Origin of the sequence: Cupriavidus sp. CuC1, assembly GCF_044627735.1 — a bacterium.
Taxonomy (GTDB): domain Bacteria; phylum Pseudomonadota; class Gammaproteobacteria; order Burkholderiales; family Burkholderiaceae; genus Cupriavidus; species Cupriavidus ulmosensis.
Genome location: NZ_JBIUHC010000045.1, coordinates 40,223 through 65,056, shown reverse-complemented (window position 1 = coordinate 65,056; position 24,834 = coordinate 40,223). Strand labels below are relative to the sequence as shown.

General features: G+C 65.5%; 23 protein-coding genes. 6 read left to right on the top strand and 17 right to left on the bottom strand.

Translation table 11 applies throughout. From position 1 onward, the window contains the following. On the top strand, nt 1-614 hold a 614-nt coding region (locus tag ACGLHR_RS20430), incomplete at its 5' end, for a transposase (protein WP_400096092.1). A gap of 572 nt (nt 615-1,186) precedes the next feature. On the opposite strand, the gene ACGLHR_RS20425 is transcribed toward ACGLHR_RS20430, so the two are convergent. The 5 genes from ACGLHR_RS20425 to ACGLHR_RS20405 all read right to left on the bottom strand — a co-directional run bounded on the left by ACGLHR_RS20425 (nt 1,187) and on the right by ACGLHR_RS20405 (nt 8,811). Beyond that, the gene (locus tag ACGLHR_RS20425; protein ID WP_400096091.1) at nt 1,187-3,211 is read right to left on the bottom strand and encodes an acetyl/propionyl/methylcrotonyl-CoA carboxylase subunit alpha; all 2,025 of its coding nucleotides are present in this window, start codon (nt 3,209-3,211) and stop codon (nt 1,187-1,189) included. 82 nt (nt 3,212-3,293) lie between these two features. Next, nucleotides 3,294-4,082 carry an enoyl-CoA hydratase/isomerase family protein gene (locus ACGLHR_RS20420; RefSeq protein WP_318234089.1) on the bottom strand — a complete coding sequence of 263 codons (789 nt, stop codon included), beginning with the start codon at nt 4,080-4,082 and terminating at the stop codon, nt 3,294-3,296. 73 nt (nt 4,083-4,155) lie between these two features. Next, nucleotides 4,156-5,763, bottom strand: coding sequence for a carboxyl transferase domain-containing protein (locus ACGLHR_RS20415; protein ID WP_318234090.1), 1,608 nt, complete (start codon nt 5,761-5,763; stop codon nt 4,156-4,158). 67 nt (nt 5,764-5,830) lie between these two features. Next, nucleotides 5,831-7,012 carry an isovaleryl-CoA dehydrogenase gene (locus tag ACGLHR_RS20410; RefSeq protein WP_400096090.1) on the bottom strand — a complete coding sequence of 394 codons (1,182 nt, stop codon included), beginning with the start codon at nt 7,010-7,012 and terminating at the stop codon, nt 5,831-5,833. Nucleotides 7,013-7,086: 74 nt separating this feature from the next. Then, nucleotides 7,087-8,811 (bottom strand): AMP-binding protein, encoded by a 1,725-nt coding sequence (locus tag ACGLHR_RS20405; protein ID WP_400096089.1) that lies wholly within the window; start codon nt 8,809-8,811, stop codon nt 7,087-7,089. Between the two features lie 311 nt (nt 8,812-9,122). Here ACGLHR_RS20405 and ACGLHR_RS20400 point away from each other — a divergent pair, with 311 nt between their 5' ends. From ACGLHR_RS20400 to ACGLHR_RS20390, 3 genes are all read left to right on the top strand, one after another. Next, nucleotides 9,123-9,824 (top strand): TetR/AcrR family transcriptional regulator, encoded by a 702-nt coding sequence (locus ACGLHR_RS20400; protein WP_400096088.1) that lies wholly within the window; start codon nt 9,123-9,125, stop codon nt 9,822-9,824. A 459-nt stretch (nt 9,825-10,283) separates the two neighbouring features. Then, nucleotides 10,284-10,436 (top strand): hypothetical protein, encoded by a 153-nt coding sequence (locus ACGLHR_RS20395; RefSeq protein WP_318234094.1) that lies wholly within the window; start codon nt 10,284-10,286, stop codon nt 10,434-10,436. 185 nt (nt 10,437-10,621) lie between these two features. Beyond that, nucleotides 10,622-11,143, top strand: a complete 522-nt coding sequence (locus ACGLHR_RS20390) for a hypothetical protein (protein ID WP_400096087.1) — start codon at nt 10,622-10,624, stop codon at nt 11,141-11,143. Between the two features lie 85 nt (nt 11,144-11,228). Here the strand turns inward: ACGLHR_RS20390 and ACGLHR_RS20385 are convergent, their stop codons facing one another. From ACGLHR_RS20385 to ACGLHR_RS20350, 8 genes are all read right to left on the bottom strand, one after another. Then, the gene (locus ACGLHR_RS20385; RefSeq protein WP_400096093.1) at nt 11,229-12,299 is read right to left on the bottom strand and encodes a phytoene/squalene synthase family protein; all 1,071 of its coding nucleotides are present in this window, start codon (nt 12,297-12,299) and stop codon (nt 11,229-11,231) included. A 490-nt stretch (nt 12,300-12,789) separates the two neighbouring features. After that, the gene (locus ACGLHR_RS20380; protein WP_400096086.1) at nt 12,790-13,449 is read right to left on the bottom strand and encodes a glutathione S-transferase family protein; all 660 of its coding nucleotides are present in this window, start codon (nt 13,447-13,449) and stop codon (nt 12,790-12,792) included. Nucleotide 13,450: 1 nt separating this feature from the next. Then, nucleotides 13,451-14,437 carry a Bug family tripartite tricarboxylate transporter substrate binding protein gene (locus ACGLHR_RS20375; protein ID WP_400096085.1) on the bottom strand — a complete coding sequence of 329 codons (987 nt, stop codon included), beginning with the start codon at nt 14,435-14,437 and terminating at the stop codon, nt 13,451-13,453. A gap of 51 nt (nt 14,438-14,488) precedes the next feature. Beyond that, nucleotides 14,489-15,445 (bottom strand): SMP-30/gluconolactonase/LRE family protein, encoded by a 957-nt coding sequence (locus tag ACGLHR_RS20370; protein WP_400096084.1) that lies wholly within the window; start codon nt 15,443-15,445, stop codon nt 14,489-14,491. A gap of 44 nt (nt 15,446-15,489) precedes the next feature. Then, on the bottom strand, nt 15,490-16,347 hold the full coding sequence (locus ACGLHR_RS20365) for an amidohydrolase family protein (protein WP_400096083.1): 858 nt from the start codon (nt 16,345-16,347) through the stop codon (nt 15,490-15,492). Nucleotides 16,348-16,372: 25 nt separating this feature from the next. Beyond that, nucleotides 16,373-17,356, bottom strand: coding sequence for a Bug family tripartite tricarboxylate transporter substrate binding protein (locus ACGLHR_RS20360; RefSeq protein ID WP_400096082.1), 984 nt, complete (start codon nt 17,354-17,356; stop codon nt 16,373-16,375). A 109-nt stretch (nt 17,357-17,465) separates the two neighbouring features. Continuing rightward, the gene (locus ACGLHR_RS20355) at nt 17,466-18,266 is read right to left on the bottom strand and encodes an SDR family NAD(P)-dependent oxidoreductase (RefSeq protein ID WP_400096081.1); all 801 of its coding nucleotides are present in this window, start codon (nt 18,264-18,266) and stop codon (nt 17,466-17,468) included. A 59-nt stretch (nt 18,267-18,325) separates the two neighbouring features. Continuing rightward, nucleotides 18,326-18,877, bottom strand: a complete 552-nt coding sequence (locus ACGLHR_RS20350; protein WP_400096080.1) for a carboxymuconolactone decarboxylase family protein — start codon at nt 18,875-18,877, stop codon at nt 18,326-18,328. Between the two features lie 245 nt (nt 18,878-19,122). Here ACGLHR_RS20350 and ACGLHR_RS20345 point away from each other — a divergent pair, with 245 nt between their 5' ends. Further along, nucleotides 19,123-20,013, top strand: a complete 891-nt coding sequence (locus ACGLHR_RS20345) for a LysR substrate-binding domain-containing protein (protein ID WP_318234111.1) — start codon at nt 19,123-19,125, stop codon at nt 20,011-20,013. 14 nt (nt 20,014-20,027) lie between these two features. On the opposite strand, the gene ACGLHR_RS20340 is transcribed toward ACGLHR_RS20345, so the two are convergent. From ACGLHR_RS20340 to ACGLHR_RS20330, 3 genes are all read right to left on the bottom strand, one after another. Then, entirely contained in the window at nt 20,028-21,392 is a 1,365-nt protein-coding gene (locus ACGLHR_RS20340; RefSeq protein WP_400096079.1) for a TAXI family TRAP transporter solute-binding subunit, read from the bottom strand. A 396-nt stretch (nt 21,393-21,788) separates the two neighbouring features. Then, nucleotides 21,789-22,307 (bottom strand): hypothetical protein, encoded by a 519-nt coding sequence (locus ACGLHR_RS20335; RefSeq protein WP_400096078.1) that lies wholly within the window; start codon nt 22,305-22,307, stop codon nt 21,789-21,791. Nucleotides 22,308-22,565: 258 nt separating this feature from the next. Beyond that, nucleotides 22,566-22,841 carry a hypothetical protein gene (locus ACGLHR_RS20330; protein WP_400096077.1) on the bottom strand — a complete coding sequence of 92 codons (276 nt, stop codon included), beginning with the start codon at nt 22,839-22,841 and terminating at the stop codon, nt 22,566-22,568. A gap of 360 nt (nt 22,842-23,201) precedes the next feature. On the opposite strand from ACGLHR_RS20330, the gene ACGLHR_RS20325 reads away from it, so the two are divergent. Next, on the top strand, nt 23,202-23,921 hold the full coding sequence (locus ACGLHR_RS20325; RefSeq protein WP_318234115.1) for a Crp/Fnr family transcriptional regulator: 720 nt from the start codon (nt 23,202-23,204) through the stop codon (nt 23,919-23,921). A 7-nt stretch (nt 23,922-23,928) separates the two neighbouring features. Here ACGLHR_RS20325 and ACGLHR_RS20320 read toward each other — a convergent pair whose 3' ends face one another. Continuing rightward, complete coding sequence (locus ACGLHR_RS20320) at nt 23,929-24,816, bottom strand: NAD(P)-dependent oxidoreductase (RefSeq protein WP_400096076.1); 888 nt, start codon at nt 24,814-24,816, stop codon at nt 23,929-23,931. Nucleotides 24,817-24,834 lie beyond the last annotated feature (18 nt).

Below are 24,834 nucleotides of genomic sequence, written 5' to 3'. Positions count from 1 at the left end.
ACGGCAGCGGCTTTACCGCCGTGCGACACTTCGTCCGCTCCGGCCGCGACGAGGCCATCGTCACGCTCCCGGCTCCAACCCGCAATGACGCGCGCGACTATGAATGTGCGGCTACCCCACAGACCGTCCGGCTGATCCGGCAGATCTCGCCAGCCGGTAAGGTGCGCGTGCTCATCACCAATCTGCTCGACATGCACCGCTATCCGGCTGCCACCTTCCGCGATCTCTATCACCAGCGCTGGCGCCTGGAGGAGGCGTTTAAACGTCTCAAACACCGCATGGCACTCGAACACCTGTCCGGCCTCTCACAGTTGGCCGCCAGGCAGGACTTCGGTGCCAAAATCCTCTGCGACAACCTACACGCCCTGTGCTGCCTCACCGCCGCGCAGGAACATGACATTGACTCGGACCATCGGATCAACCGGACCTACGCCATCACTGCCCTCAAACGTGTCCTGCCTGCGGTGCTGCTCGGCCTGCGATGGGCCAAGGCTGCTCTGAATGAAACCTTGACCTTGATCGCAACACGTATCCATCGCGTGCGACCGGATCGCGCCAAGCCTCGACCGCCTCGTCATAAGCCTCATCGACATGCCGCCTATAAGGCTTGCTGAGGGAGGCTTAACTTGGGTGGATTGGTCGGACACCCCCCACCTAATAAGCCTCATCGACATGCCGCCTATAAGGCTTGCTGAGGGAGGCTTAACTTGGGTGGATTGCCGCGCCCACCCCACCACGAAACCATCACGGTGTGATATATCGTGGCGCTTTGCGCCGGTACCGGCAGATGGGTGAATAGGCAGGGATGCTGCTACCGGGGGCCTCACCACGAAACCAGCGTCATTAAAAGGATCGTGGCCATTTAAATCGGTAACGGCACGAGTTAATTAAAACCCGGGGCCTGACGACGACACCGCTGGGGTCCCCAATGACGCCACGCCAGCCTCCTGCAAGGATCGCTTTCTTTTGGTTACTTTTCTTTACGGGCGAGTAAAGAAAAGTGACATCTCACACGTTCTAAAACGGCCAATCCCGTACAGCCGCGACAGCAGCTAGAAGCGCTAAAACACTGCCCACTCACCCTATTCTGCGTCAGCAGCTAGAAGCAGTAAAACCCCACCCAACAAGCGCATCCCCCCGCGTCAGCGGGGCTACAAGCGGCACCCCCCAAAAGGCATGCCTTCACTCACGCCACCAAGTCCTCCAGCGTCACCAACTGAGCGCCATCCTGCACCTGGTCGCCGACACCGTAAAGCACTTCCTGCACCACGCCGTCGGCCGGCGCGGTCAGGGTGTGCTCCATCTTCATGGCTTCCATCACGATCAGCGGATCGCCCTTGCCGATGACGGTGCCTGCCTTGACCATCACGGCAATGATGCGGCCCGGCATCGGCGCCACCAGCTTGCCGCCTTCGGCATCGGCGCTGCCCGCATGGGCCAGCGGGTCGATGACCTCCAGCCGGGTTTGCTGCTTGCCGCTGAACACGTAGAGCGTGTCGCCGTCGATATGCGTGTTGCCTTTGACCGTGCGCTCGCCAAGGTCGAGCGTGTGGCTGCCGGCATGGCTGGCCGCGCGCAAGGGCATGGTTTGCCCGCCCACGGTCAGCCATTGCTTGCCGCCGTCGCCGCGCAGGCTGGCCAGCGTTTCGCCTTCGGCGGTGCGCAGGCGGTACTGGCTGCTGGCATCGCCGTTCAGGCGCCATGCGCCGGCATGCTGCCAGGGCGAATGCGCATCGGCCGGATCGACGCGGCGTGCGCGGGTTTCCGCATCCACCAGCGCCGCTACCGCCAGGGCGATCACCTCCATGCCTACCGGCGCGGGCGGGGGAAACAGCGCCGCCTGGTTGCGCTCGATCAGCCCGGTGTTGAGATCCGCGGTGCGGAACGCCTGCGAGGTCACCAACCGCTGCAGGAAGGCGATATTGGTCGACAGGCCCACCACGTGATACTCGGCCAGCGCCTGCGCCATGCGCGCCAGGGCTTCCTCCCGGTCGCGGCCCCACACGATCAGCTTGGCGATCATGGGGTCGTAGTACGGGCTGATGGTGTCGCCCTCGCGCACGCCGGAGTCGATGCGCACGCCCGCCGGGCCGCTGCCGTCCTGGCCCAGCGTGAACGTCACCGCCGCCGGCGTGCGCAGGTAGCGCAGCGTGCCGGTGGAGGGCAGGAACTGCTTGTCGGGGTTCTCGGCGTAGACGCGGGCTTCCAGCGCGTGGCCGTGGATGTGAAGCTGATCTTGCTTGAGCGGCAACGGTTCGCCGGAAGCCACACGGAGCTGCCATTCCACCAGGTCCTGCCCGGTGATCATCTCGGTGACGGGATGCTCCACCTGCAGGCGGGTGTTCATCTCCATGAAGTAGAACGAGCCGTCCTGGTTGGCGATGAACTCCACGGTGCCGGCGCCGACGTAGCCCACGGCCTGCGCGGCGGCCACGGCGGCATCGCCCATCGCCCGCCTGCGCGCCTCGCTCATGCCTGGGGCCGGCGCTTCTTCCAGCACCTTCTGGTGGCGGCGCTGCACCGAGCAGTCGCGCTCGAACAGGTAGACGCAGTTGCCGTGCGTGTCGGCAAACACCTGGATTTCGATATGGCGGGGACGGGTCAGGTATTTCTCCACCAGCACGCGGTCGTCGCCGAAGCTGGCGCTGGCCTCGCGCTTGACGGACGCCAGCGCGGCTTCGAAGCCTTCGCTGGCCTCGACCACGCGCATGCCCTTGCCGCCACCGCCGGCGCTGGCCTTGAGCAGCACCGGGTAGCCAATGCGGTCGGCTTCGCGGCGCAGCAGGGCGGGGTCCTGATCCTCGCCGTGGTAGCCCGGCACCAGCGGCACCGCGGCTTGTTCCATCAGGCGCTTGGCGGCGCTCTTGCTGCCCATGGCGCGGATGCTCGATGCCGGCGGGCCAATGAAGACGAGGCCGGCTTCGGCGCAGGCATCGGCGAAGCCATCGTTTTCAGAAAGGAAGCCGTAGCCCGGATGGATGGCCTGCGCACCGGTGGCCTTGGCCATTTCGATGATGTGGTCGCCGCGCAGGTAGCTGTCGCGCGCGGCGGCGCCGCCGATATGCACGGCCTCGTCGCATAGCGCCACGTGGCGGGCATTGGCGTCGGCGTCGGAGTAGACGGCCACCGTGCGGATGCCGAGGCGGCGGCAGGTGGCTGCCACGCGGCAGGCGATTTCGCCGCGATTGGCGATCAGGATCTTGTTGAACATGACTGTTCCTAGTTTTCTCGTTCAGGCGGCGCGGCTGCGGTGGCCGCGCGGCGGGTGCGCTCGATTGGCTGGGTGCATTGGCTCAGGCAGGCCGCCAGGACGGCGAGCGCTTCTCCAGGAAGGAGCGCACGCCTTCACGGCCTTCTTCCGACGCGCGGATCGCGGCAATGCGGTCGGCGGTATCCGCCAGCAGCGCATCGTCAATGGCCCGGCCGGACACTTCCTGCACCAGCCGCTTGCTCTCGCGCACGGCGTTGGGGCTGTTGGCTACCAGCGCGGCGGCCAGCTCGTCCACCTTGGCGTCCAGCGTGTCGCCCGGCACCACCTCATGCACAAAGCCCAGCCGCAGCGCCTCGGCCGCGCCGAAGCGCTCGGCGGTGATGAAGTAGCGGCGCGCTGCCTGCTCGCCCATGGCACGAATCACGTAGGGGCTGATGGTGGCGGGCAGCAAGCCCAGGCGCGCTTCCGACAGGCAGAAATTCACCGTCTCCGCGGCCACGGCGATGTCGCAGGCGGCAACCAGGCCCACGCCGCCCGCATAGGTGTCGCCGTGGATACGTGCGATCACCGGCTTGGGACAGGCCCAGATGGTGTGCAGCATCTGCGCCAGCGTGAGCGCATCCGACCGGTTCTCGTCGTGCGAGTAGCCGGCCATCTTCTTCATCCAGTTCAGGTCGGCGCCCGCGCAGAAGGCCGGGCCACTGCCCGCCAGCACAATGGCGCGCACCGTGGGCTCGCTGCCGAGCGCGCGAAAGGCGCCGGTGAGCTCGGCGATCACGGTTTCGTTGAACGCGTTGCGCACGTCCGGCCGGTTCAGCGTGACGGTGGCCACGTGCTGCGCGGCGGTGACGGTAAGGGTGGTGAATTCCATGGTGGTGTCCTGTACGGTTCGGTCCGGTCAGATTCGGTATCGGTGGCTCTTGCGTGTGTGATTGCGCAAGCAATTACATGCGGAACACGCCGAACTTCATCTCGCCGATGGGCGCGTTCAGGCTGGCCGACAGGCCCAGGCCCAGCACCGTGCGGGTTTGCGCGGGATCGATCACGCCGTCATCCCACAGCCGCGCGCTGGCGTAGTAGGGGTGGCCCTGGTGCTCGTACTGGTCGCGGATCGGTTGCTTGAACTTGTCCTCGTCTTCCGCGCTCCAGCTACCGCCCCTGGCCTCGATGCCGTCGCGGCGCACGGTAGCCAGCACGCTGGCCGCCTGCTCGCCGCCCATCACCGAGATTCGCGCGTTCGGCCACATCCACAGGAAGCGTGGCGAGTAAGCGCGCCCGCACATGCCGTAGTTGCCCGCGCCAAACGAGCCGCCGATGATCACCGTGAACTTCGGCACCTGCGCCGTCGCCACCGCCGTCACCATCTTGGCGCCATTGCGCGCAATGCCTTCGTTCTCGTACTTGCGCCCCACCATGAAGCCGGTGATGTTCTGCAGGAACACCAGCGGGATCTTGCGCTGGCAGCACAGCTCGATAAAGTGCGCGCCCTTGAGCGCGGACTCCGAGAACAGGATGCCGTTGTTGGCAATGATGCCAACCGGATAGCCCCAGATCCGCGCAAAGCCGCACACCAGCGTGGTGCCGTAGCGCGCCTTGAACTCGTCGAAGTCCGAGTCGTCCACGATGCGCGCAATCACCTCGCGCACGTCATAGGGCTTGCGCGTGTCGGTGGGGATCACGCCGTACAGCTCCTCCACCGGATAGCGCGGGGGCAGGGGCTCGTGCAGGCGGATCTGGTCCGGCTTGCGGCGGTTCAGGTGCTGCACGATATTGCGCGCCAGCGACAGCGCATGCGCGTCGTTCTGCGCAAAGTAATCGGCCACGCCAGACAGGCGCGTGTGCACATCGGCGCCGCCCAGGTCCTCGGCGGTGACTTCCTCGCCGGTGGCCGCCTTCACCAGCGGCGGGCCGCCCAGGAAGATGGTGCCCTGGTTCTTGACGATGATCGATTCATCGCTCATGGCCGGCACATAGGCGCCGCCGGCCGTGCACGAACCCATCACCACCGCGATCTGCGGGATGCCCGCCTTGGACAGATTGGCCTGGTTATAGAAGATGCGGCCAAAGTGGTCGCGGTCCGGGAACACGTCGTCCTGGTTTGGCAGGTTGGCGCCGCCCGAGTCCACCAGGTAGATGCAGGGCAGGTTGTTCTGCTCGGCGATTTCCTGCGCGCGCAGGTGCTTGCGCACGGTGAGCGGGTAGTAGGTGCCGCCCTTGACGGTCGCGTCGTTGCAGACGATCACGCATTCCTGCCCGGCCACGCTGCCGATACCGGTGATGATGCCAGCGCCCGGCGCGGCATTGTCGTACATGTCGTAAGCCGCGAGCTGCGACAGTTCCAGGAACGGCGTGCCTGGATCCAGCAGTTGCTGCACACGCTCGCGCGGCAGCAGCTTGCCGCGCCCGAGGTGCTTGGCGCGGGCTTCCTCGCCGCCGCCTTCCGCCAGATTGGCGATCTTCGCCTTGAGGTCGGCGACCAGCGCCTGCATGGCGTCGGCATTGGCGCGGAAGGATTCCGAGCGCGCATTGAGTTTGGTTTCGAGCGTGGGCATAAGGTGTCGGTCTCGCGTCTTTGTGCTTGTGGCTGGTGCTGTGAGTGCGCAGGCGTCGGCTGGATGCTCAGGCCGTTTCGGCGTAGAGCTCGCGCCCGATCAGCATGCGGCGGATTTCCGAGGTGCCGGCGCCGATCTCGTACAGCTTGGCGTCGCGCCACAGGCGGCCCACCGGGTAGTCGTTGATATAGCCGTTGCCGCCCAGGATCTGCACGGATTCGCCGGCCATCCAGGTTGCCTTCTCGGCGGTGTACAGGATCACCGCGGCGCAGTCCTTGCGCACCTGGCGCACGTGTTCGGTGCCGAGCGAGTCGAGATTCTTGCCCACCGTGTACAGGTAGCTGCGTGCCGCCTGCAGCGTGGTGTACATGTCGGCCACCTTGCCCTGGATCAGCTGGAATTCGCCGATGCTCTGGCCGAACTGCTTGCGGTCGTGGATGTACGGCGTGATCACGTCCATGCACGCCTGCATGATGCCTACCGGGCCGCCGGAGAGCACCGCGCGCTCATAGTCCAGCCCGCTCATCAGCACCTTGGCGCCCAGGTTCTCGCCGCCAAGGATGTTCTCCACCGGCACTTCCACGTCCTGGAACACCAGCTCCCCCGTGTGCGAGCCGCGCATGCCGAGCTTGTCCAGCTTCTGCGCCACCGAGAAGCCCTTCATGCCCTTCTCGACGATAAAGGCGGTCATGCCGCGCGCGCCAAGGTCCGGCTCGGTCTTGGCGTAGACCACCAGCACGTCGCAGTCCGGGCCGTTGGTGATCCACATCTTGGTGCCGTTGAGCACGTAGTGGTCGCCCTTGAAGTCCGCGCGCAGCTTCATGCTCACCACGTCGGAGCCGGCATTGGGCTCGCTCATGGCCAGCGCGCCGATCCAGTCGCCGGAGACCAGCTTGGGCAGGTATTTCGCCTTCTGCGAAGCGGTGCCGTTGCGGTGGATCTGGTTCACGCACAGGTTGGAGTGCGCGCCGTAGGACAGGCCGACCGAGGCCGAGGCGCGGCTGATCTCTTCCATGGCGATCATGTGGGCGAGGTAGCCCATATTGGCGCCGCCGTACTCCTCTGCCACCGTGATGCCGAGCACGCCGAGGTCGCCCATCTTCTTCCAGGCATCCATAGGGAACTGGTCGGTGCGGTCGATCTGTGCCGCGCGCGGGGCCAGTTCGGCTTGCGCCCAGTTGCGCACGGATTCGCGCAGCATGTCGATATCTTCGCCGAGATGGAAATTGAGGCCTGGGAGTTCGTTCATGGGAGTGCTCGTTATCGTGTTGAGTGGGGCTGCCGGGGAGCGCAGCCCGATGTCAAATGAAAGTGGGATTGGAATCAGGCGGTCTTGGTCTCGTCCAGCCCGAGTTCCAGCGTCATGCGCTCGCGCATCACGAACTTCTGCACCTTGCCGGTAATGGTCATGGGCATCTCGTCGACAAAGCGGATATAGCGCGGAATCTTGTAGTGCGCGATCTGGTCGCGGCAGAAAGCACGGATATTGTCCTCTGTCGCCGTCTCGCCCGGCTTGAGCACGATCCACGCGCAGACTTCCTCGCCGTACTTGGGGTCGGGCACGCCAAACACCTGCACCGCCTGCACCTTCGGGTGGCGGAACAGGAATTCCTCGATCTCGCGCGGGTAGACGTTCTCGCCGCCGCGGATCAGCATGTCCTTCACGCGGCCCACGATATTGCAGTAACCCTCTGCGTCGATGGTGGCCAGGTCGCCCGTATGCATCCAGCCATCGCGGATTGCCTCGCGGGTGCGCGGCTCATCGTCCCAGTAACCCTGCATCACCGAATAGCCGCGCGTGCACAACTCGCCCTTTTCGCCAACGGGCACGATCTCGCCCATGCCGTCCACCAGTTTCACTTCAAGATGCGGCTGGATCAATCCCACCGTGGTCACGCGCTTGTCGAGCGGATCGGTGGTGGAACTCTGGAAGGACACCGGGCTGGTCTCGGTCATGCCATAGGCGATCGTCACTTCCGCCATATGCATCTGCGAGATCACGCGCTTCATCGTCTCGATGGGGCAGGGCGAGCCCGCCATGATCCCGGTGCGCAGCGTGGAGAAATCGTACTTGGCAAAATCCGGATGATCCAGCTGCGCGATGAACATGGTCGGCACGCCGTGCAAGGCCGTGCAGCGCTCCTCGCTGACCGCGGCCATGGTCGCCGCCGGCTCGAACGCCTCGCCGGGGAACACCATGCAAGCGCCGGTGGACACGCAGGCCAGCACGGCCAGCACCATGCCGAAGCAGTGATAGAACGGCACCGGGATGCACAGCTTGTCCTGCTCGGAGAAGCGCATCGCCATGGCGATGAAGCGCGCGTTATTGACGATGTTCCGGTGCGTCAGCGTGGCACCCTTGGGCGCGCCGGTGGTGCCGCTGGTGAACTGGATATTGATCGGGTCGTAGCGGTCCAGCTGCGCGCTGATCGCGTCCAGCTCGCCGGTGAGGGCATGCGTGCCATGCGCAAGCAGCGCATCGTAGTTCAGCATGCCGGGCGTGCGCGCGCCGCCCATGCGGATCACCCAGCGCAGCGCGGGCAAGCGCGCCGCCTGCAGCGCGCCCGGCTCGCAGCTTTGCAGCTCCGGCGCCAGCGTCTGCAGCATCTCCAGGTAACGCGACGTCTTGAAGGACTCCGCCGCCACGATCGCTTTGCAGCCCACCTTGTTCAGCGCATATTCCAGCTCCGCCAGGCGGTAAGCCGGATTGATGTTCACCAGCACCAGCCCAAGGCGCGCGGTTGCGAACTGCGTCACCAGCCACTCCACCCGGTTCGGGGACCAGATCCCGATGCGGTCCCCGCGCTCCAGGCCCAGCAGGCGCAAGCCCCCGGCCATGGCGTCCACCACCTGCGCAAACTCCCGCCAGCTCCAGCGGATGCCCTGCTCGCGGAACACCACCGCCTCGCGATCCGGGAAACGCTCCACGGTTTCGGCAAGCAATGCCGGCACCGTCAGCTCGGACAGGGGAATATCAGTCACGCCCCGTACATGGGAGAGCCCGCCAATGGGCAAGATCGTTGGGCTAGCGGCACCCTGCATCGTCATACTCGTCTCCAAAGCGCTGTCGCAATATTGTCTGTATCCCGGTTTCTTGAGGTTTAATCAACTTTGTTGAGTGAGGCTCAAGTCGGGGAATGCGCATATATTCTGGCCTTCTTCCCGTCCTGTAGCGCATCGAGACGGTGGCGTTGACTGGAAAAGTACACGCAGACTCGAAAAATTGCAACCACGAATTGAGTAAAGATCAATTACAATCCGGTGACGGGGGCGAGCGGCCCCCAAGGCGTGCCCGGGCATCCGTTTTATGCTGCGCCGCACTATAATCGCCGGCTTCCGGCAAGCGAGGTAACACGTCGATGGACGACATCATGGTGCGGCGCCGCGTCCCCGCGAGCGCCAAGGCGGAGCAACGCATCCGCGACATCCTGCGCGTGGCCCGCGAAGTCTTTGCCGAGATGGGCTACGAGCGCACCACCACCACCGAGATCGCCCAGCGCCTGGGCATCTCCGAAGCCACGGTGTTTACCTACTTCCACGGCAAGCGCGAGTTATGCGTGCGGGTGATCGAGGACTGGTACGACGAAATCATCGCGGCGGTGGAAGACGGCATGCCGCGCGACCAGAGCACCAAGGCGCAGCTCGAGTTCTTCGTGCACACGCACCTGCGGCTGTTCCTGATCCAGGGCACCGGGCTATGTGCGCTGGTGCTCTCCGAAGGCCGCGCCAGGGGGCCGGGGCTGGGCGAAGTGTTCGTGCCGCTGCAACGGCGGTACACCGCGCCGCTGATGGATATGCTTGCGCGCGCGCGGGAAAGCGGGGAGATCCGGGCCGACCTGCCGCTGAGCTTGCTGCGCTCGGCTATCTTCGGGCCGATGGAACACATCCTTTGGGACGCAATCGCCAGGCAACGGCCGGTGGATATCGAGCGGACCGCCAAGGATATCGTGGCGCTGCTCTGGCCGGCGTTGCTGCCGCCCGACCTGGAGGTGGCAGCGCTGCGGGAGTTTTACGGAGAAGTGGGGGCGGCTTTGCGGCGGGTGGAGGGGGGCGCGAAATAGGGCTCCCGGTAGCTCCCGGTAGTGCTGCGGCGTTGGCGAGATCAGGTGGCCGTGCCCGCCCGACGGCCTCCATGTCGAGCGAGGATTGCACAATCAACTCGCGCGCGACTAAGCCGTGCGCCGCACCCGCGACAGGCCGGATGCGGACCAGAGCAGAACATTTCCGGACATTCTAGCGGGGCGCTGTCCGGCTAAGCGTCGCGCGTTGAGCGGCAGCATCGAGGTGTCCGCCCAGGGAACAGTTCGGGAGCCGCCAACCCCTGTGTTTGGCGCGGCCCAACAGCACTGACGGCGTGGCTTCCTTCCGAAGCACATTCGGGCGCTTTTTCGCTCTTCCGGCGCCGGCATGGGAAATGCGTAAAGGGGTATAAGCGCCGGCTTTGAGACTGGCGCCCGGGTTTCCCCATTCGCCGGATCATCGTTTCGGCGTCCGCTGCTTCGTTGAAGTCAAGGTTAGCCATGCAAAATCTGTCCATTCTGGCAATCTGCCTGCTTGTTGTCCTGGCCTGCATGACCGCGTTCATCTGCCTGTCAGGTGCATTCACGCTGCGCGACACCGAGTACGGGAGCGGCACGGCGGTGTTTTGCTTTATAGAGGGGTACGTTTGTTGAGGCCGGCTTCGTCACTGTCGACCGGACCGACCGGACCGACCGGACCGGTGGAAACCGGTGGAATAATTCGGCCGCCAGAAGCGTTTACCGTGATGGCAGGGTGCGTAGCGCATGCACGTGCTTGAGCTATGCTGGAAGGGTTCCTGGCCCGGGAACACAACCCGCGCCGACGATGGAGAATGGTCATGCAATATCGCTTAGCCAGGTGGATAGGGACTACCGCCGCTGCGGTCGCGTTGTGCGCCTGTGCATCCCTGCAGCCGGTCGAGACCGCGCAAAAAATGATCGGCGGCCCGGAGAGCGCCGTGCGTGACACCTTTGGCAAGCCCACGGAGACCTACCAGCTCGCCGGCGGCACCAGCCGCTGGATCTACTCGAAGCAGCCGCTCGGCTTCGCCGTCTACGCGGCGGATTTCGATGCCAGCGGAAACCTCACCGGGTTCCGCCAGATGTTGACCGAAAAAGAGATCTATGAGGCGCGTCCAGGGACGTGGACCAAACAGGACGTGGCCCAACGTTTCGGGCTACCTCGCGAACCGGTCGAGTACTACCCGCTGATGAAGCGCGAGGCATGGTCGTACCGGATGTATATCGGCGCCTACCAGCCGGCCCACTTCAGCGCCTACTTTGACGATCGCGGGGTGCTGGATCGCACGATGATCATTGTCGATCCGCTTGGGGGCGACAGCCACACCAGCAGCAAGTGATTGCTGCCCGCCAAGGGACCCATCCCCTGCTGGCGTTGAATCGCCGCTCCTGTCCACTCGGATCGTCGGGGCGGGGTGGCGGCGGCTATCGACCGCCGCTGGGCTCGCCTCCCAGCCGCGCCTCGATCCCTCCCATCAACCGCTCGACCCAAATCCGCAGCAGCCCATTGGACGGCGCCATCAACGCCGAATACCCCACAATCCGATACACCTCACCCCGCCGTATCTTGGGCACCTTCGCCGGATCCAGCCAATCGTCATTGTTGACCAACAGCAGCAGGGTCTCCAATCCGATAAGCACCGGCCACAAACAGGCCAGCCGCAATCGCACAGAGAACGCCGGAATGGCAAACGTGTAGTCAACCGCCTCGCGAAAATGCGCCAGCGTCTTGCGGATCAACTCGAACAAGAGCGGCTTCGCACGCGCGGAATTGCTCGGCACCAACAGGTCCTGCGGCGTCAGTCCATGCCGATCCAGCATCTGCCCAGGCAGGTAGCAGCGGCCGATACGCAGATCCTTGGCGCAGTCCCGCAGCACATTGGTCATTTGCAGCGCCTTGCCAAAACGAACACCTCGCAGCAGCATCGCCTCTGAATCCCCTTTGAGGGTTCCGGGCATATGTGCGTAGGTCATCTTGGTCCAGAACTCGCCCACGCATCCCGCGACCAGGTAGGTGTAGCGGTCCAGCTCCTGCCATTCGCGCAGCACGCCAATCTGCCCGGAGTTTTCATCAGGGAAGGTGCGCAGATCAAATTCCATGCCGGTCGTCAGGGTCGACACGATTTCGCGTACCGCCGTGCGGTCGGCTTGGCTCAATTGAGACAGCACAGTGAGCGCCGGCCCCAACGATTCAAGCAGGACCTTCTCGTCCGATAGCGCTTGTTGCCCGGCAACCTCGGCCGCCAGGCGCGGCATGAGCGTGCCGTCGTCGGTGGCGCCGTTGACCTGGTCGCGCAGCGCCAGCAGCAGATCCAGCCGTTGCTGCGGCGGAATCAGCGAGGTGTCTGCAATGGTGTCGGCGGCGCGGGCCAGCAGATACGCCAGGCCGATTGGATCGCGCATGCCGGCGGGCAGCACGCGCAGGGTGAGGTAGAAAGAGCGTGAAACGCCTTTGAGCAGCGGGCCCAGAAGGAAGGCCCGGGTAGGGTTAGGCATGAATGGGGTCAGATCGGTATTGGACGTCTTGGACAGGTCAGGCGCTGCCGAATTGTATCCGGCAAGGATGTCGCGGGACAGCAACTCCGGGCCTGAGCCGATTTCTGGGCACGTCAGGGAAGCTGGTGGCCGAACAGAAGCGCCTGGATGAAGCCTCCGCATCGTGGCGCAAGGGCTCCGTTTGTTAGCGTGCCATTAGTGGCGAATAATGCACTCGTCCAAATTGACATATGCTGGCATATGTGTGGCACGCCGATCGGTGAGACCGATGCTGCCATCGCGGGACATGCAATCTCCGCTCGTGCTCGGCTGGTGACCAACAACGTGCGCGAATTCAAACGTGTGCCTGACCTTCTCTTCGAAGACTGGGCAAGACCTGCCGTCGAGTAGGCTCGCGATTTTCTGCCGACGAATTCGTCGGCAGGTCAGGAGGAAGAGGCCTGGCTTGGACACCATAGTCGCGCACACAGATCGCGCTATATGGCCAGGCTCAAGCCAGCGCCGGCAGCGTCGCCTGCATCGAAGCCCGCTGGTTGAACCCATCGAACCATGCCCCCAGCACCGGCACGCTATCCCGCCACCGCATCTCCTCGAAGCGGAAATCCAGGTAGCCCAGCGCGCAAGCCACCGCAATCTGTCCGATCGAGAGGGGCGCTGCTTGCAACGCCGCAGCCTCGGTCTGCAGGCGGCCCAGCGTAGCGCTCGCCTTGCTGCCCCAGGCGCGCATGACTTCGCCCGACTGCTTTGCCGGGGGCCGGTTGCGTTCGTTGCGCCACAGCACCAGCAGATCGGTCAGGCCATGCCCCAGTGCATGCCAGCGCATGGATTGCAGGCGCGCGGTGCGCGCTTGCGGGAACAGCGACGGCACCGCAGCCACGCTGTCCAGGTATTCGCAGATCAGCACCGTATCGAACAGCGCCGCGCCGTCCTCGGTGATCAGCGTGGGGATCTTGTTGAGCGGGTTGATCTGCATCAGCCCGGCGTGGCAGCCGGTCATGGCGACCACGGTGTCGATGCAGTGGAGGTCTTGCGCCAGCCCGAGTTCATGGGCTGCCACCATGACGCGGCGCACAAAGGGCGAACGGGGCGAGCAGAACAGGTTGAGGCGGCAGGGCAGGGGCGAGGGCGCCGGGGTGTCGGAGGGCATCATCTTATTCTCCATGGATGTTCTGGTCCTTGATGACGCGGGCCCATTTCGCGGAATCGGTGCGGATGATGCCGGCAAAGTCCGCGGCGCTGCCCGGGGCGGGCACCAGGCCGAGCTGGTCGAGGCTCTTGCGCACTTCGGGCGTGGCCAGCGTGCGGCGCAGCGCTTCGTTGACGCGGGTGACCACGGCGCTCGGGGTGCCGGCCGGGGCCATCATGCCGTACCAGTTGCTGGCTTCGACATTCCTGATGCCGAGCTCCGTCAGTGTGGGCACGTCGGGCAGGAAGGACAGGCGCTTGGGCGCGGCTACGCCGATGGGCTTGAGGCGCTTGCTGGTGATAAAGGGCATCAGGCCGGAGGCGTCGCCGAAGAAGGCGTCCACCTGCCCGCCGAGGGTGTCGGTGATGGCTGGCGCGGCGCCTTTGTAGGCTACATGCAGGAAGTTGACGCTGGTGGCTGCCTTGAACAGCTCGATGGCCATGTGCGGCATGCTGCCGACGCCGGTGGAGGCAAGGCTTGGCGGCTTGCCCGCCTGTTGCGCTTGCTTGACGAAGGCGGCCGCGGTGGCGGCGGGCGCATCGGGCTTGACCACCAGCACCTCCGGCGTGTTCACTACCATGGAGATGGGCGCAAGATCCTTCTGCGGGTTGTAGGGCAGGTTGGCGTACAGCGCCGGGTTGATGACGATGGCGCCGGCGCTGGTGAGGAACAGGACCGAGCCATCCGCTGGCGATTTGGCGACAAAGCCGGCGGCGATGGCGCCATTGGCCCCGGGGCGGTTGTCGATCACCACGGTCTGCTTGAGCTCGGTCTCGAGCTGGCGCGAGATCGCGCGGGCGAGCGAGTCGGCCGGGCCGCCGGCGGGAAACGCCACCACCAGCCGGGTGATGGGGGTCGCCTGGGCGGCGCCGGGCATGGCAAGCAGCGGTGCAAACAGGCAGGCGAGAAGCGCCGTGGCAAAGGTGCCGCGGGGCGAGGCGCTAAAGGGCATGGGTGGTCTCCGGTTTTCGGCGTTTTGTGGTCAACGTGCGGCGCGGCACGCTTAGCCGCCCAGCGCGCCTTGCGTGTTGACGTAAAGCGAATAGATCGACGTGCACGAGGCCATGAAGAGCCGATTTCGATGGCGGCCGCCAAAGCAGAGGTTGGCGCAGCGTTCGGGCAACGAGATATGGCCGATCGGCTCACCCTGGGGCGAGAACACGCGCACGCCGTCCAGCTCCGGCGCTCCCATGCCCCAGCCGCACCAGAGATTGCCGTCTACATCCACGCGGAACCCATCCGGCGTGCCGGGGCCGGCGTCCACCAGCACGCGGCTGGCGCCCAGGCCGGTGCCGCTGGCATCGACCTCGATCGCGCGAATGCGGCGCGGACGTGCGCGCGACTCGATCACGTACAGGGTGCGTTCGTCGGGCGAGAAGGCCAGGCCGTTGGGTCCGCTGATGTCGTCGGCCACCACGGCGGCTTTGCCGGTGGCAGGGTCCAGCCGGTAGACCCGCTCGGGCAATTCCTGCTCGGCGTGCTCGCCCTGGTAGTAGCCGGCAATGCCGAAGGGCGGGTCGGTGAACCAGATCGAGCCATCGGATTTCACCACCAGGTCATTGGGGGAGTTCAGGCGCTTGCCATCGAAGCTGTCCATCAGCACGGTAATGCTGCCGTCGTACTCGGTGCGCGTGATGCGCCGGCCGCCGTGCTCGCAGGTCACCAGGCGGCCCTGTCGGTCGCGGGTATTGCCGTTGGCGTTGCTGGACGGGGTGCGGAATTCACTGACTGCACCCGTTTCTTCTTCCCATTTGAGGATGCGGTTGTTGGGAATGTCGCTCCACAGCAGGTAGCGGCCGTCGCCGAACCAGACCGGGCCTTCGGCCCAGCGGCTGCCGCTGGCGATGCGCTCCACCGCGGCCAGCACCAGGTGGTACTTCTCGAAGGCGGGGTTGAGCACCTGGACGGCGGGGTCCGGGTAGCGGCACAGCGGCATCGGCGTATTCACGTTGTTATGCATGATGTCTCCAGTTTCAGGCTTGCTTTTGGCTTGCTTGCGGCGTGTTATGCGTACAGGCGCGCCGGGTTGCGCACCAGCACCGAGGCGGCGGTGTCGGCGTCGCCGCACACAGCGCGTACCCAAGCGAGCAACTGCGCCTCGTCCGGGCGGGGGTAGGCAATGTTCGGATGGGGCCAGTCGCTGCCCCAGATGGCGCGGCCCGGCGCGATGTCCAGCATCCTGCGCGCTACCACCGCTGCGGCGTCGGACGGTGCGCCGCCGGTGATGCGGTCTGCGCCGGAGAGCTTGATCCACACGTTGGGCAAGGCAAGGAACCGCTCGAATGCCGCGAAGGCGGGATAGTCCACGCCATCCGCTGCCTTGACGCGGGCCATGTGGTCGATCACCAGCGTCACGCCATGCGGAGCAAGGGTCTCCAGCGCGCCGTTCACGTCCTTCAATTCGCCGTGCAGCAGCGCATGCCAGCCGTAGGGGCGGATGCGATCCAGGATAGCCAGCATGCGGCCGGGATCGATGCGCCCGCCCAGGTGAGACATCAGGCCGAGCCGGATGCCCCGCACGCCACGCGCATGCATGTCCGCCAGGCGGGCTTCCTCGATCTGCGGATCGATCAGCGCCACGCCGCGATAGGTGCCGGCGCTGCTATCCAGCGCCGTCAGCAGGGCGCTATGGTCGTCGCCGTAGCAGGCGCCTTGCACCAGCACGCCATGGGCGACGCCGAGGCCGGCGTGCAACGCGTGCAGCTCGGAGAACGGTGCCGGGGGCGGGCTGTAGATGGCGTTCGCCGGCAACGGGTGCTGCGCATAGGGGCCGAAGATATGCGTGTGGCAGTCCCAGATGCCGCCGGATGCGGCACGAGTGGCATGAGTGGCACCAGTGGCAACAACGTCTTGATCGGTCATGGTGTGTCTGGTGTCCTTTGGAAGATCAGTCGGAGCTGGCGCCGGTTTCCTTGACCACGCGCGTCCAGCGGGCGTATTCGGCCTTGATCAGTTCGCCGTACCTGGCGGGGGTGCCGCCGGTGGGCTCGGCGCCTTGCGCCTGCAGCGCGGCGACGGTCTCCGGGTCCTTGAGCACGGCGGCAATGTCGCGGTTCAGGCGGCTGACAATGTCGGCAGGCAGGCCGCGCGGCGCCACGATGCCTTGCCAGGTACCGGAGTCGAAGCCCGGCGTGATGGTCTCGGCCAGCGTCGGCGTATCCGGCAGCACGGAAACGCGGCGGCTGGTGGTGGCCGCGATGGCGCGCAGCTTGCCGTCCTTGATATAGGGCATGACGGCGTTCAGGCTGCCGGACATCATGAAGTCGAGCCGGCCGGAGAGCAGGTCCGGCAGGGCGGCGGCGTTGCCCTTGTATGGAATATGGTTGAACTCGGTGCCAGTCTTGGCGGCAAACAGCACGCTGGTCAGGTGGTCGATGGTGCCGTTGCCGGACGAGCCGAAATTGAGCTTGCCCGGCTTGGACTTGAGCAGGTTGAGGAATTCCTGCGGCGTCTTCACCGGCGTCGACGCATTGACGATCACCACCAGCGGCACCGTGGCGACATACGCCACCGGCGTGAAGATCTCGCCCGGGTTCAGGGCCGGCTTGTGAAACAGCGCAGGGGAGATGGCGATGGACGAGCTGTTGTAGAGCAGCGTGTAGCCGTCCGCAGGCGCTTTTGAGACCTGCTCGGCGGCGATATTGCCGCCGGCGCCGGGCCGGTTCTCCACCACCACCTGCTGGCCAAGCCGGTCCCCCAGCTTGCGTGCGATCACGCGCGCGATGATGTCGGTGGGCCCGCCGGGCGAGAACGCGACCAGCATGCGCAGGGGTTTGTCGGGGTAGCTACTTGCCTGCGCGGTGCCGGCGATGAGGGCGGTGCCTGCCACGGCTGTGGCCAGCATGGCCTGCAACAGCGTGCGCCGTTGCATGATTGGCGCTCTGGCAGCCATGACGATTGATTTGCGCGATGCCATCGTGAAACAGTCTCCTGTGGTGTTCTTATCGGTGATGACTTGCGGCGAACGCCGCCGCCTGGTCCTAGTCGCAGCGCACGCTCATGCCGCCATCGACCACGATCTCCGTGCCGGTGATGAAGCGCGCCTCGTCGGACGCCAGGAACAGCGCCGCATTGGCGGTGTCGCGGCCATCGCCCATGAAACCCAGGGGGATGCGCGCCACACGCTGTGCCAGCAGCGCTTCGACGTCACCCCCGGCGCGCTGGCCGGCCAGGCGGGCCTCCACCATGGGCGTATGCATCTGCCCGGGGATGACCGTATTGACGCGCACCTTCTTCTTGGCATATTCCACCGCCACCACGCGCGAGAACTGGATGACGGCCGCTTTCGCCGATGCATAGCCCACCTGCGCCGCGCCCGTCCAGCGGATGCCGGAGGTGGAGGCGGTGTTGACGATGGCGCCGCCGCCCTGGTTCTCCATCAGCGGCAGCACGTGCTTGCAAGCCAGGTAGACGCTCTTGAGGTTGAAATCCAGTTGCTTGTCCCAGTCCGCCTCGCTCAGGTCCACCGGGCCGCCGCGCGCCGAGCCGCCCACGTTGTTGACGAGGATGTCCACGCGCCCGAAGCGCGCCACGCAGGCCTTGACCATGGCCTCTACCTCGGCGGCGCTGGTCATGTCGCAGGTGTAGGGCTCAACCTCGCCTTGTACCGCGCGGACCCGGGCCAGGGTTTCTTCCATGGCGTGGGCGCTCTTGTCCACGGCGAACACCTTGGCGCCTTCCTCGGCAAAGCGTACCGCTACCGCGCGGCCATTGCCCCAGCCGGGGCCGACGCAGCCCGCGCCGGTGACGATGACGACTTTTCCTTGCAGTCTTTGCGACATGATCTGACGTTCCTTGTGTGGCGATTGTTCGTGTGGGGGGCGGTGGATGCAGGCAGCGCTCAGGCGCTGAGTTCCGGCGGGGTGCCCTCGGGCGGCATGACCTCGAAGGCGTTGATCGTCATGGAGATCAAGGTGTAGTAGCCGGCCAGGCCGACCAGGTCGATCACGCTGTCCTGGCCCAGCAAGCTCACGGCTTGCTGGTAGAGCGGGGCGGGGATCTTGCGTTCCTGGTTGAGGGCGCGCATCACAGCGTAGACCACGGCCTCGTCGTCGTGCGCGAACTGCGGCGCCTGGCCTGTGCGGATGGCTTCCACCACCTCGGCGGTGATGCCGGCCTTGAGTGCCAGTGGCTTGTGGGCCCACCATTCGAACTCCGCGCCCCAGAACTCGCCCATGACCAGGATGGCGAGCTCGGACAGGCGAGTGGGCAGCGACGAGTCATAGCGGCAGTACTGGCCCAGTGCCTGCGCGGTGGCGGCCAGCTTGGGGCGATGCAGCCAGACCGCCAGCGGGCCGCGTACCTGACCGCGCGGGCCGGCCACGATGGTGTCGTGCACGGCGCGCTGCTCGGGCGTCATGTCGGCGGGGGCTAGAGGGGCAAGTCTTGTCATGGTGGCGCTCGTCAGGAGGTACGTGGACCGTCGTGTACGCACGTACGTACGGACGACGAGCTGCCGGGCAGGCAGGGCTTTGCCTCCATATCGCGTTGTTGTACGTTCTGGTGCGGTGCGGTGCGGTGCATTGCGATGCTGCATGCATTGTGCGTAGCGCGGCATGGCATCGTCCAATATATTTTTTGGAACAGACTAATTCCAAATTAGAATTACTGGCCCCTTATCCCGACGCGAGACGTTTCATGGAATTGCGAGACCTGCGGATGTTCCTGGCCCTGGCCGAGGAACTGCACTTTGGCCGCGCTGCCGAGCGCCTGCGCATCTCCCAGCCGCCGCTGACCAAGCATATCCAGCAGCTCGAGGCACAGCTCGGTGTGATGCTGTTCGATCGCAACAAGCGCAGCGTGCGGCTCACGCCGGCTGGCAGCGCGCTGGTCCAGGAAGCGCGGCGGATACTCAGCCAGGCCGAGGTGGCCATGCAGGTGGTGCGGCGCGCCGAGCACGGCGAGACCGGCACCTTGCGCATCGGCTTCGTGGCCGCGGTGATCTACATCGGCATCGAAAAACTCTTCGCGCGGCTGGAGCGCGACCTGGCCGGCGTGGAGACGGTGTGGGAGGAGATGGGCTCGTCCGAGCAGGTCGAGGCCTTGCGCCATGACCGCATCGACCTCGGCTTTGCCCAGGTGCAGACGGGCGCCGCCGAGATGAGCGCGCACCTGGTGGCGCGCACGCCGCTGGTTGCCGCGCTGCCGGCCACGCACCGGCTGGCGGGCAAGCGGCGGGTGGATCCCGCGGAGTTGGTGGAAGAGCCCTTCATCGTGATTCCGCGCGAGAGCGCGCCGGGCTACTTCGACCTGGTCGTCTCCACCTGCCTGCAGTCGGGCTTCAGCCCCAATATCCGGCACTACGCCAGGCACCTGCTGTCCGTGGTGAGCCTGGTGGCGCTGGGGCGGGGCGTATCGCTGGTGCCGCGCACGCTGGGGCGCGCGGCGTTGCCCGGCGTGGTGCTCAAGCCGCTGGCGGGGGCGCCGGCACAGGCGCAGGCGGAGTATTCGGTGATCTGGCATCCCGACAACCAGTCGCCTGTGCTGGCGCGGGCGCTGGGGCTGCTAGGCGTGCCGGCGGGGAAGTAGCGCCGCCCGCCAGCTCAGAGCGCGCCCGTCAGCCTGCGGCGCACAAAGACGATATGCTCGCGCAGCACATAGAACTGGTCGGCATAGGCGAGCGGCATCTTCATCTTGTTGACCGCGTCTTCGATGTGGTCGAGGCGCTGGGCCAGGGCGGCCTTTTCTTCCTCCGAGGGGTTCACCAGCGCCACGCGCTCGATTTCGATCAAGGCGCCGTACCAGCGATAGATGCGGGACTTGACCCGCCACCTGTAGAGCGAGGGCACCAGCCGGAAGGCCGGAATCAGGATCACGATAATCGGCACCAGCACCAGCGCACGGGAGAGCAGGCTCGCCAGCCAGAAGGGCAGGTGGCGGTAGAGGAAGCCCTTGCCCGATGCGTAGTAGCGCGTGGCGTCGTCGCTCAGCGGGAATTCATGCGCGCTGGCCGAGGGAAACTGCCCGGCGTTCTGCAGCAGCCCGGCCTTGCCGTGGACCTCGCGCGCGGCCTCGATCAGCAGGTCGGACAGGGCGGGATGCAGCGAGTCGCGCGCCACCAGTTCCACCGTCGGGCCGATCAGGCGGATCGGGTGCACGGGGAGATTCTTACCCAGGTCGAATACGCCGGCGGGCAACACCAGCTCCTGCAGATAGAGGAAGCGCCGCGTATAAGCATCGGCCTGCGCGAAATCCAGCAGGCGGATACCCGGCATGCGAAACAGTTTGCGCATGATTGGGCCGGTGGCGGAATCGCCGGTCAGCATGGCCACGTCGATCTTGCCGTCGACCAGCGCCTGCGCGGCGTCGTCGCCGTCAAACGCGATGAGCTCGGCGCTGCCGCCGGGCTCGATGCCGTTTTCCTTGAGCAGCGTCAGCGCCAGCGCGCGGGCACCGCTGCCTTCACGGCCGATCGCGATGCGCGACTTGCGGAAGTCGGATAGTTTGTGCTGTTCCTTGCCGCGGTACAGCACCGTGATGGGCGCGTAGAACATGCTGCCCAGCGAGACCAGGCCCTCGGTGTCCACATCGCTGGAGACACCGCCTTGCACCAGCGCCAGGCCAACGTCCTGCTTGCGATCGGCCAGCTGCTGCACGTTCTGGCGGGAGCCTTCCGAGGCCAGCACATTCAGCGTGATGCCATTGCGCGCAAGGATCATCGCGTACTTCTCGGCGGCGTTGTAGAAGGAGCTGCCCTTGGGGCCCGCGCTGATGGAGATGCTGCTCGGCGGCGCCGGCTGCACCAGCCAGACGGCGAGCCAGATGGCTGCCAGGGCAAAGACCAGCACGGGGCCGAAGGACACGGCCAGGTCGCGCCAGGAAATGGCGACAAAGCGGGCGCGCAGGCGGCGGATATCAGGGAGCGCGTTGGCGGGAGTGGGCTTGTCTGGTGTGGGGTCCGGCGTCATCGGCGCGATTGCGGGGGGATAGGGCCGTTGGATGATAGCACCCGCGGTGTGCCGCATTTTCCGCGCGTGCTATCCGGCAATGTCATTGCATCCAGCCGTTTCTCGGAGAGTAGTCGCGCCCCCGGCTATCGCCGGTGCGCTCCGCGCCGTTCATCTGCCCGCGATCGCCAGAGCGATGGTCGTTGTTCCATTCGTTGTACGGACGGCTGTCATGCCGGTCTGCACCGCGATACCCACCGTCCCCACCGGACCGGCCTTCGCCACCGGGTACCCACAAGCACCCCGTTTGGGTGAGCGCGAGCGCAGCAGCGCAAATAATGAGACGAGTTCGCATGACATGCTCCTATCGATACCACGCCGCAGGCGTGATGCGCTGCAACGGTCATTCGCAGTGTTTCATGCCCACCGGAAACCCGGTATGACGTCACTGTGTTCCTCAACGCTCACGCCGCCCAGCTCATTGATCATGAGTTTGACGGAATCCCTCGCGTCCTTGGCGCAGCTTGCGACCAGCAGCATTTCGCCTTGCGCAAGCCGTGCGCGTTCCCGGGCGACCTTGCCTCGCCGGATGTGTGCGCCAAGCCGGCCCGCGAGCCACCCGCCGAAAAAGCCGCCGAGGGACCCGCTGGCCACGCAGGCCAGCACACTGGCAAAGGTGCCGGCTGAGGTGCCAAGATGCAAAGTTGCAATGACGGCCAGCGCGGCTCCGCATAAAACGCCCGCTATCGTCCATTCCTCGCGATACGTTGTTTGGCTGGCCGCGGCACGGGGCAACCCTTCCATGGGCTGGTCGTCGCGCTGGATAAACCAGGGGCCGCCGATATGCACTGGGGCAACAGGCAACGCAAGCAATGTCGATTGAATGCTTCTAGCGGCAGCGATGCCGCTAAGCCGGAAAACCAGAACGCTGCGCATGATGTCACCTCGGTAGCCGTAGCGTTGCCCTGGCCACGCGGCGAGGGCCCGCGATGCGGGGCCGCTACGAGTCGAGAGTGGCACGGATTCGCAGGCAAGTCGGTACGATGGCGGACGCGGAAGCTGGCGGGTCGCGCCATGAAAAAAAAAGCCCTCGGCCCGAAGGCCGAGGGCATGAAAGGAATTGCGTTCAGCGTTGGCTTGCGTTTGCCGCCATCGCCGGTCGGCTGCACGACCTCTGCCCGGTCGCAGCCGCGTCTACTGCCTGGCAGTCTCCTGCTCTTCTGTGACTTGTGATACCCGTTCCCCATTGCCCAGGATCATCAGGGCGCTGTCATCCATTTCTGGAGACGGCTCTACCAGCTCAAGAACCGGGATCTTCGGGAACAACACCACGACCAGCTCTCTGACGAACTTGTGCGATTCGAACGGCCCGAAGCGGTAGACGGCTTTCCCGTTGACTTCCGCGAAGTACCATCCACCGATCATGTCGGGATAGACGATCACACTGTGACCATTACCTTGGACTTGCATGTGCCCTCCAAATCGTTTCCCCTGCCAAGTGGGTTGAGCGCCACTAATTACCGCATGCCCCAAGGGGAGGGAGAGGCATACATTGGCTGTGATGCGGCCTTGCGACCCTATGGCATCTGGCCGATCGACATCTGAGGGCATCTTAGGCGGGCGCCTACGGCAAGTCGGTACGCTAGCGTGCAAGCAGGGTTCTCTTTTTATGGGGCGGGGCAAGGGGCGAGCGCTCGCCACCCGGGTTTGGTGGCTTCGATAAGCGCGTCATGCGGCTGGTTTACACTGTGGCTCAGATAGCGGTCCTGACCCTCATTTGCCATGGCAGCTGCCGGCAAGAGGCAGGTCCTGAACCTACGAGGCACACCCATGCAGACGCAGGAAGACGCGAGAGCCAACCATCTGTTGGCGGTGTTGCCGGAAGAGGAATGGGCGCGCCTGGCGCCGCTGCTGGTGCTGGTGGATTTGCCGCTGGGACAGGTGATCTACGAGTCTGGCGACCGGCTCAATCATGTGTATTTTCCAACCACGTCGATCATATCGTTGCTCTACGTGATGGAAAACGGTGCATCGGCCGAGATCGCCATCGTCGGCAACGAAGGCATGGTCGGGATTGCGCTGTTCATGGGGGGCGAAACCACGCCGAGCCGCGCCATCGTGCAAAGCGCCGGCACCGCCTATCGGCTTGACAGCGCCGCGATGAAGGCGGAATTCAATCGCGCCGGCCCCATGCAGCGGCTATTGCTGCGCTATACGCAGGCGCTGATCACGCAAATGGCGCAGACCGCTGTGTGCAACCGGCATCATTCCATCGAACAGCAGCTTTGCCGCTGGCTGTTGCTCAGCATGGACCGCTTGCCAAGCAACAAATTGAAGATGACGCAGGAGCTGATCGCCAACATGCTCGGCGTACGACGGTCGGGCGTGACGGAGGCGGCGCTGAAACTGCAGAATGCCAGCCTGATTCGCTACCACCACGGTCATATCGAAGTGCTCGACCGGCCAGGGCTGGAGCAGCGCGTGTGCGAATGCTATGCCGTGGTGAAGCGCGAGTGCGATCGCCTGCTGCCCGACCTGCGGGCGATCTGAGCGAGGATCAGCCCGCCTTGCCGGCTTCGTCTGCCAGGATCGAAATCAGCTCCGGCACCGTCGGCTGCGGCCGCGGGGTGTGGCTGGCGCGCTCGTAGGTATCCCGCACCGCCTCCGCCGTGGCCCGCGCGGCGCCGAGCTCCTGCGCCATCGTGGTGTAGTAGCCCATGTCCTTGAGCGCGTTGGCAATCGAGAAGCGGAAGCCGGACTTGTCCTGCGACTCGATGTAGGGGCGCAGGCGGTTGAGGATCACGCCGTCTCCGCCGCCCTTGGCCAGCACCTCCACCAGCACGGCCGGGTCTACGTCGGAGCGTTCGGCGCAGGCGGCGGCCTCCGCCAGCACGGCTGAGAAGCCCAGCGAGACAAAATTGTGCAGCAGCTTGAGCCTGTGGCCCGAGCCGGCGGGCCCGGCGTGCACGATGTTTTCCGCGAAGCAGGCCAACAATGGCCGGCATTGCTCGAACAAGGCGCGGTCGCCGCCGACGATCAGGTTGAGGCGGCCTTCCGCGGCTTCCTTGGGCGTGCGCGTCATGGGCGCGTCGAGGAAGCGTCCGCCGGCCTTGGCCACCGCCGCGGCGATGCGCTCCGTGGAGGAGGGGATGGCGGTGGAGCAGTCGATCACCACGGCGCCCTGGCGCAAGCCGGCAAGCACGCCGTCCGGGCGGAACAGCACATCCTCCACTTCCGGCGTGCCTGTGACGCACAGGATCACGATATCGACCGCGCGCGCTAGCTCGGCCGGCGTGGCGGCCGTGGTGGCGCCGGCGGCCAGCAGGTTGTCGACCGGCTGGTTGCCGGGATGGTCGAGCAGCACCAGCGGGTGGCCGTGCTTGGCGATGTTGGTGGCGATGCCATGGCCCATCATGCCAATGCCGATCATGCCGATTGTTTTCATGTCGTCTCCGTTCTTGTG